Origin of the sequence: Achromobacter sp. Marseille-Q0513 (assembly GCF_018195695.1) — a bacterium.
Lineage (GTDB): Bacteria > Pseudomonadota > Gammaproteobacteria > Burkholderiales > Burkholderiaceae_B > Achromobacter.
The window spans coordinates 46,388-53,125 of sequence record NZ_JAGTJY010000023.1 but is presented as its reverse complement, the minus strand read 5'-3'; the positions used below and the strand labels follow the sequence as shown (position 1 = coordinate 53,125).

Sequence of the window (6,738 nt, the reverse complement as noted above, 5' to 3'; positions counted from 1 at the left end):
GAATTCGTGCTGGCGGGCCCCTCCGCATGGTTCGACGGTGAACCTGGTCAGGTCGGGAACGAAGCAGCCATAGTCGTTTAGGGTCAGTGCCGGAGTCAGGCTCGCCAACCGGTTTTCGCAAAGGGGACGGGGTTATTTTCCACGGGGGATTCCCCGGAAGATGATTCCGTCCCCTTTGCATTTCGCGGGGGTAGGCAACGGCTCTTGCAAAGGCTCTACAATCCAGCCATGACTTATCTGGTACTGGCCCGCAAGTGGCGGCCGCGATCGTTCGATACCCTCGTGGGACAGGATCACGTGGTGCGCGCGCTCACGCACGCGCTGGACACCCAGCGACTGCATCACGCCTGGCTGTTCACCGGCACCCGCGGCGTGGGCAAGACCACGCTGTCGCGCATCCTGGCCAAGTCGCTCAACTGCGAAACCGGCATCACCTCCAAGCCCTGCGGCGTCTGTCGCGCCTGCACCGAGATCGATTCCGGCCGTTTCGTCGACTACCTCGAACTGGACGCGGCCTCGAACCGCGGCGTCGAGGAAATGACCCAGCTGCTCGAGCAGGCCGTCTACGCGCCGGGCGCGGGCCGCTTCAAGGTCTACATGATCGACGAAGTCCACATGCTGACCGGGCATGCGTTCAACGCCATGCTCAAGACGCTGGAAGAGCCGCCGCCGCACGTCAAATTCATCCTCGCGACCACCGATCCGCAGAAGATCCCGGTGACCGTGCTGTCGCGCTGCCTCCAGTTCAACCTGAAGCAGATGCCGGCCGACTCCATCGTCGGCCATCTGCAGGCCGTGCTGGGCCAGGAACAGGTCGGCTTCGAGATTCCCGCGCTGCGCCTGATCGGCCAGGCGGCCTCCGGCTCCATGCGCGATGCCCTGTCGCTGACCGACCAGGCCATCGCCTACAGCGCCGGCAACCTGACCGAAGAAGCCGTGCGCGGCATGCTGGGCACGATCGACCAGCGTCATCTGGTGCGGTTGCTGGACGCGCTGGCCACGGGCGACGCCAAGGGCGTGCTGGCCGTGGCCGACGAGCTGGCCATCCGCGGCCTGTCCTATGCCGGCGCGCTGGCGGACCTGGCGGTGCTGCTCTCGCGCGTGGCGATCGAGCAGCGCGTGACCGGCGTCACGCCGGCGGAAGACCCGCTGGCCGCCGATATCTCGCGGCTGGCGCAGGCCCTGCATCCGGACGCCGTCCAGCTGTTCTATTCCGTCGCCGTGCACAGCCGCGGCGAGCTGACGCTGGCGCCCGACGAATACGCCGGCTTCATCATGGCCTGCCTGCGCATGCTGGCGCTGAACGGCGAGGCCGGCCCGCAGACCGCGCTGGAAGCGCCGGCCGCGCCGGCGCGCCAGACGGCCGAACCCGCCGTGGCAGCCGCCGCGCCGGTTTCTACGCCGGCGCCTGTGGCTGCGCCGCGCCCGCAAGCGGCACAGGTCGAAGCGCCGGCTGCGCCGGCCCCTGCTCCTGTCGCCGCGCCTGAATCCGTTGCGCCCGCGCAGCCGACGCAGGCCGCCGCGCCGCAAGCGGCCGCGTCCCAGGCCGTTGCCCCGCAATCCGGCATGCCTGCCGCGCCAGCCACGGAGGAACCCGCGAGCGTGGCGTCCGTGGCTCAGGCCGCGCCGGCCGAGCCTTCCGCCGCGCCGGAAGGCGTGCCGCCTTGGGAAGAGTTGCCCGATGCCGCGCCTGCCGCCGTACAAGCCAAGCCCGGCGCCGCCGCGCTGGCCGTGACGCCGGTGGTCTCCGCCGTCACGGCGCCCGCGCCGGCGCAGGATGAACCCGACGGTCCGCCGTCATGGGTCGACGAGGAAATTCCCTACGAAGCCGAAGGCGGCTTCGTGCCGGAAAGCGGCTTCACGTCCGATCCGGATGATGAATTCGAAACGCTGGCCAGCGCGCCTTCGTCGGCCGCGCCGGCCGCCGCCGCGCCGGTCCGCCGCGAAGCGCCGCCCGCGCGCAAGCGCCAGTCCCGCGCCCGCATCGCCGACATGACGCAGGCTTCCTGGCCCGAGCTGGCCGCGCGCCTGCCGGTCACCGGCCTGGCGGCCGAGCTGGCGCGCCAGAGCGAATGGGCAGGCGTGCACGGCGATGCCATCGTGTTGCGCGTGGCCGTGAAGACGCTGGCCGAAAGCGAAAGCCGCGTGCGCCTGCAGACCGTGCTGTGCGAACACTTCGGCCAGGGCATCCGGCTGGACGTGGACGTGGGCGCGGTCGGTGACGCCACCGCGCATGCCGTGGCCCAGGCCGAGCGCGCCGCGCGCCAGCAGGCCGCCGAGGACGCGGTCGCTGTCGATCCCTTCGTGCAGGCCCTGGTATCCGATTTCGGCGGCCAGGTGGTGGCCGGTTCGGTCCGCCACGTGGACGCCCCCGCCGCCCGCTAACGCGGCGGCACATTCCCGATCACACCCCTTAGTTCAAGGAACATCGCCATGATGAAAGGACAACTGGCCGGCCTGATGCGCCAGGCGCAGCAGATGCAGGAAAACATGAAGAAGGCGCAGGACGCGCTGGCCGAGATCCAGGTCGAGGGCGCCTCGGGCGGCGGCCTGGTCAAGGTCACCATGACCTGCCGCCACGACGTCAAGCGCGTCGCCATCGACCCGTCGCTGCTGGGCGACGACAAGGACATGCTGGAAGATCTGGTGGCCGCGGCGTTCAACGACGCGCTGCGCAAGGCCGAGGCGACCTCGCAGGAAAAGATGGCGTCGGTGACCGCCGGCATGCCCATGCCCCCGGGCATGAAGTTCCCCTTCTGATGTCGCGCGCCCGCGCCACGGACAACTGACTAGCCTGGTTGAGGCCGCCGCGTCATGGATCCCCAACTGCCTGAACCCGAACCACTGGTCTCGCTGATCGAGGCCCTGCGGCGCCTGCCTGGCGTGGGCGTGCGTTCGGCCCGGCGCATGGCCTACCACCTGATGCAGCACGATCTGCAGGGTGCGGACATGCTGGGCCGGGCGCTGGCCGGCGCGGTGCAGAACCTGCGTCACTGCGCGCGTTGCAACAGCTTCACCGAAGACGAGATCTGCTCCACCTGCGCCAATCCCAAGCGCGATCCCTCGCTGCTGTGCATCGTCGAGACGCCAGCGGACCAGAACATGATCGAGTCCAGCCACGGCTACCGTGGCCTGTACTACGTGCTGATGGGCCGGGTCGCGCCGCTGGAGGGCATCGGCCCGCGCGAGCTGGATTTCGACCGCGTCATCCGTCGCGCCACCGACGGCGTGGTGCAGGAAGTCATCCTGGCCACCAACTTCACCGCCGAGGGCGAGACCACCGCCCACTTCCTGGGCGAGGCCCTGTCCGAGCGCGGGCTGAAGGTCACGCGACTGGCGCGCGGCGTGCCGGCGGGCAGCGAGCTTGAATACGTGGACGCCGGCACCATCGCCTGGGCACTGATGGAGCGCAAGAGCACCTAGACCTATCGCGTCGCCCAGGCGACGCGGCGCACGGCCGCGGCAATGTACCGTGGCTGGCGTCATCCACCAGAGGAAGACAAACCATGTCGGCTTTGACAGGGCTGAAAGTCCTGGAACTTGGCACGCTCATCGCGGGCCCATTCGCGGCGCGCATCTTCGGCGAATTCGGCGCCGACGTCATCAAGGTGGAAACCCCGCACGGCCCGGACGGCTCGGGCGGCGGCGATCCCATACGCAGCTGGCGTCATCTGCACCAGGGCAACTCGCTGTGGTGGTCGGTGCAGGCGCGCAACAAGCGCTCCATCGCGCTCAACCTCAAGGATCCGCGCGCCCGCGACATCGCGCGCCAACTGGCGCTGGAGGCCGACGTGGTGGTCGAGAACTACCGCCCCGGCGTGCTGGAGAAGTGGGGCCTGGGCTACGAGCAGCTGCGCGCGTTGAATCCCGCGACCATCATGGTACGGCTGTCCGGTTACGGGCAGACCGGGCCGATGAAGGACCAGCCGGGTTTCGGCGCCATCGGCGAATCCATGGGCGGCCTGCGCTACGTGTCGGGCCATCCGGACCGGCCGCCCTTGCGGGTCGGCATTTCCATTGGCGATTCGATCGCCGCGCTGCATGGCGTGATCGGCGCGATGATGGCGCTGCGCCACCGCGACGCCACCGGCGGCCGCTGGAACGGCCAGGCCGGCGAGGCCTGCCGGGCGGGGCAGGGCCAGATGGTGGACGTGGCGCTGTACGAGGCCGTGTTCAACATGATGGAGAGCCTGGTGCCCGAGTACGACGTGGCCGGCGTGGTGCGCGAGCGCACCGGCGGCGCGCTGCCGGGCATCGTGCCCTCCAACACCTACACCACCCGCGACGGCCAGAACGTGGTCATCGCCGGCAACGGCGACGCCATCTTCCGCCGCCTGATGCAGGCCATCGGCCGCGAGGACCTGGCCGCCGATCCCGACCTGGCGCGCAACGACGGCCGCGCCCGCCGCGTCGAGGAGATCGACGGCGCCATCCAGCAATGGTGCGGCGGACGCGACATCGACGAGGCGCTGGGCACGCTCAAACGGGCCGATGTGCCCGTGGGCAAGATCTACAGCGTGGCCGACATGTTCGCCGATCCGCAGTTCCTGGCGCGCGGCATGATCGAGCAGCACCGCTTCACCGATGGCTCGCCGGTCAAGCTGCCGGCGGTGGTGCCGAAGCTGTCCGAAACCCCTGGCGGCACGCGCTGGATCGGGCCGGAATTAGGGGAACATACCGAGGAAGTCCTGAAATCGCTGGGGTATGATTCAGCGGCTATCGACGAGCTGGCGAAGACCGGCGCCATCGGTAGGCCCGAGAACCAGGAGACAAGCAATGACAGTCACTCGTCGTGATCTGCTCAAGATGGCCGGCGCCGCCGGCGTCATGGGCATGGCCCCCGCCATCGTGCGCGCGCAGAAGCTGGAAAAGACCAAGGTTCAGATCGCCGTCGGCGGCAAGCCGCTGATCTACTACCTGCCGCTATCCATCGCCGAAGCGCGGGGCTATTTCAAGGACGAAGGGCTGGACGTGAGCATCGCCGACTTCGCCGGCGGCTCCAAGGCCCTGCAGGCCGTGGTGGGCGGCAGCGCCGACGTGGTGTCGGGCGCCTTCGAGCACACGCTGGCCATGCAGTCCAAGGGCCAGTTCTACCGCGCTTTCGCGCTGCAGGGCCGCGCGCCCATGATCGGCGTGGGCGTGTCGAAGAAGGCCATGCCCGGCTACAAGGGCCCGGCGGACCTCAAGGGCAAGAAGATCGGCGTGACCGCGCCGGGCTCGTCCACCAACATGGTGGTCAACTTCTTCCTGGCCAAGCACGGCCTGAAGGCATCCGACGTGTCCATCATCGGCGTGGGCGCCGGCGCGGGCGCGGTGACCGCGCTGCGCAGCGGCCAGATCGACGCCATCTCGAATACCGACCCGGTGGTGTCCATGCTGGAGATGCCGGGCGAGATCCAGATCATCGTCGACACCCGCACGCTCAAGGACACGCAGGCGATCTTCGGCGGCAATATGCCGGCCGGCTGCCTGTACGCGCCGCAGGCCTTCATCGACGCCAATCCCAACACTACCCAGGCATTGGCCAACGCGCTGGTGCGCGCAGACAAGTGGATCCAGAAGGCCGGCCCCGATGAGATCGCCAAGGTCGTGCCCGAAAGCTATCTGCTGGGCGACCCGGCCGTGTACAAGACCGCCATCTCCAAGAGCCTGGAAGGCCTGTCGCCCGACGGGCTGATCCCGGAGGACGGCGCGGCCACCGCGCTCAAGGCGCTGGCCGCCTACCAGGCCGATTTCGACGCCGCCAAGATCGACGCCTCGAAGGTCTGGACCAACGATTTCGCGCGCCGCGCCAACGAGAAGTACCCCAATGGCTGAAGCCGCGCTCGCGCTGGAAAACATCAGCTGCACCTTTGTTTCCCGCGACGACCGCTCGCAACGCTACACCGCGGTCAGCGACACCTCCCTGGCCATCGCGCCAGGGGAGTTCGTGTCCGTGGTCGGCCCCACCGGCTGCGGCAAGTCCACCTTGCTGAACGTCGGCGCCGGCCTGCTGGCGCCGTCGTCGGGGCAGGTCAAGGTCTTCGGCCAGCCGCTGTCGGGCATCAATGCCCGCGCCGGCTACATGTTCCAGGGCGAGGCGCTGCTGCCGTGGCGCAGCGCGCTGGACAACGTGATGGCCGGCCTGGATTTCGCCGGCGTGCCGCGCCAGGAAGGCGAGGCGCGTGGCCGCGAATGGATGCGCCGCGTCGGCCTGGGCGGTTTCGAGGACCGCTATCCGCACCAGATGTCCGGCGGCATGCGCAAGCGCGTGATGCTGGCGCAGACGCTGATCCGCGATCCCGACATCATCCTGATGGACGAGCCGTTCTCGGCGCTGGACATCCAGACGCGCCAGCTGATGGAAAACGAGGTGCTGGACCTGTGGATGGCCAAGCGCAAGGCCGTGCTCTTCATCACCCATGACCTGGACGAGGCCATCGCCATGAGCGACCGCGTGGTGGTGCTGTCGGCCGGGCCCGGCACGCATCCGATCGGCGAGTTCGTCATCGACCTGCCGCGTCCGCGCGACGTGGCCGAGGTGCGCACGCATCCGCGTTTCGTCGAACTGCACGCCGCGATCTGGGGCGTGCTGCGCGAAGAGGTCCTGAAAGGCTATGCCCAGCAAAGGAAATGATCCCCCCCCCCGAAGCGCCTGCGGCGCCTCCCCTCAGGGGGCGCCGCGGGCGGCCCGGCAAAGCCGGCTCCGCGGCGGCCCCGCTTTGACGGCAGCCTGGCTTTGATGGCGGCCGTTACTCT

At 69.1% G+C, this 6,738-nt stretch carries 6 protein-coding genes and 1 other RNA gene; all 7 read left to right on the top strand.

Annotation, left to right across the window (positions count from 1 at the left end; all coding sequences use genetic code 11):
• Positions 1 to 11 precede the first annotated feature (11 nt).
• The 7 genes from ffs (at position 12) to KDH83_RS07680 (ending at position 6,616) form a co-directional block, all read left to right on the top strand.
• Positions 12 to 109, top strand: an RNA gene (gene ffs / locus KDH83_RS07710) — signal recognition particle sRNA small type.
• A gap of 119 nt (positions 110 to 228) precedes the next feature.
• On the top strand, positions 229 to 2,385 hold the full coding sequence (locus KDH83_RS07705) for a DNA polymerase III subunit gamma/tau (protein ID WP_212314122.1): 2,157 nt from the start codon (positions 229 to 231) through the stop codon (positions 2,383 to 2,385).
• Between the two features lie 48 nt (positions 2,386 to 2,433).
• Complete coding sequence (locus KDH83_RS07700) at positions 2,434 to 2,760, top strand: YbaB/EbfC family nucleoid-associated protein (RefSeq protein ID WP_103275754.1); 327 nt, start codon at positions 2,434 to 2,436, stop codon at positions 2,758 to 2,760.
• A 54-nt stretch (positions 2,761 to 2,814) separates the two neighbouring features.
• Positions 2,815 to 3,423, top strand: coding sequence for a recombination mediator RecR (gene recR / locus KDH83_RS07695; protein WP_103275753.1), 609 nt, complete (start codon positions 2,815 to 2,817; stop codon positions 3,421 to 3,423).
• A gap of 83 nt (positions 3,424 to 3,506) precedes the next feature.
• Positions 3,507 to 4,796 (top strand): CoA transferase, encoded by a 1,290-nt coding sequence (locus tag KDH83_RS07690; protein WP_103275752.1) that lies wholly within the window; start codon positions 3,507 to 3,509, stop codon positions 4,794 to 4,796.
• Positions 4,777 to 5,817, top strand: coding sequence for an ABC transporter substrate-binding protein (locus KDH83_RS07685; RefSeq protein ID WP_212314121.1), 1,041 nt, complete (start codon positions 4,777 to 4,779; stop codon positions 5,815 to 5,817). Before KDH83_RS07690 ends, KDH83_RS07685 begins: the two co-directional genes overlap by 20 nt.
• A complete protein-coding gene (locus tag KDH83_RS07680) occupies positions 5,810 to 6,616 on the top strand; it encodes an ABC transporter ATP-binding protein (RefSeq protein WP_212314115.1) in 807 nt (268 codons plus the stop codon). The genes KDH83_RS07685 and KDH83_RS07680 overlap by 8 nt, the downstream gene beginning before the upstream one ends.
• Positions 6,617 to 6,738: the final 122 nt, after the last annotated feature.

Excerpts from the sequence above, each read along its gene's own strand:
- recR (WP_103275753.1), top strand. The coding sequence starts at position 2,815 with ATGGATCCCCAACTGCCTGAACCCGAACCACTGGTCTCGCTGATCGAG.
- KDH83_RS07705 (WP_212314122.1), top strand. The coding sequence starts at position 229 with ATGACTTATCTGGTACTGGCCCGCAAGTGGCGGCCGCGATCGTTCGAT.
- KDH83_RS07690 (WP_103275752.1), top strand. The coding sequence starts at position 3,507 with ATGTCGGCTTTGACAGGGCTGAAAGTCCTGGAACTTGGCACGCTCATC.
- KDH83_RS07700 (WP_103275754.1), top strand. The coding sequence starts at position 2,434 with ATGATGAAAGGACAACTGGCCGGCCTGATGCGCCAGGCGCAGCAGATG.
- KDH83_RS07680 (WP_212314115.1), top strand. The coding sequence starts at position 5,810 with ATGGCTGAAGCCGCGCTCGCGCTGGAAAACATCAGCTGCACCTTTGTT.
- KDH83_RS07685 (WP_212314121.1), top strand. The coding sequence starts at position 4,777 with ATGACAGTCACTCGTCGTGATCTGCTCAAGATGGCCGGCGCCGCCGGC.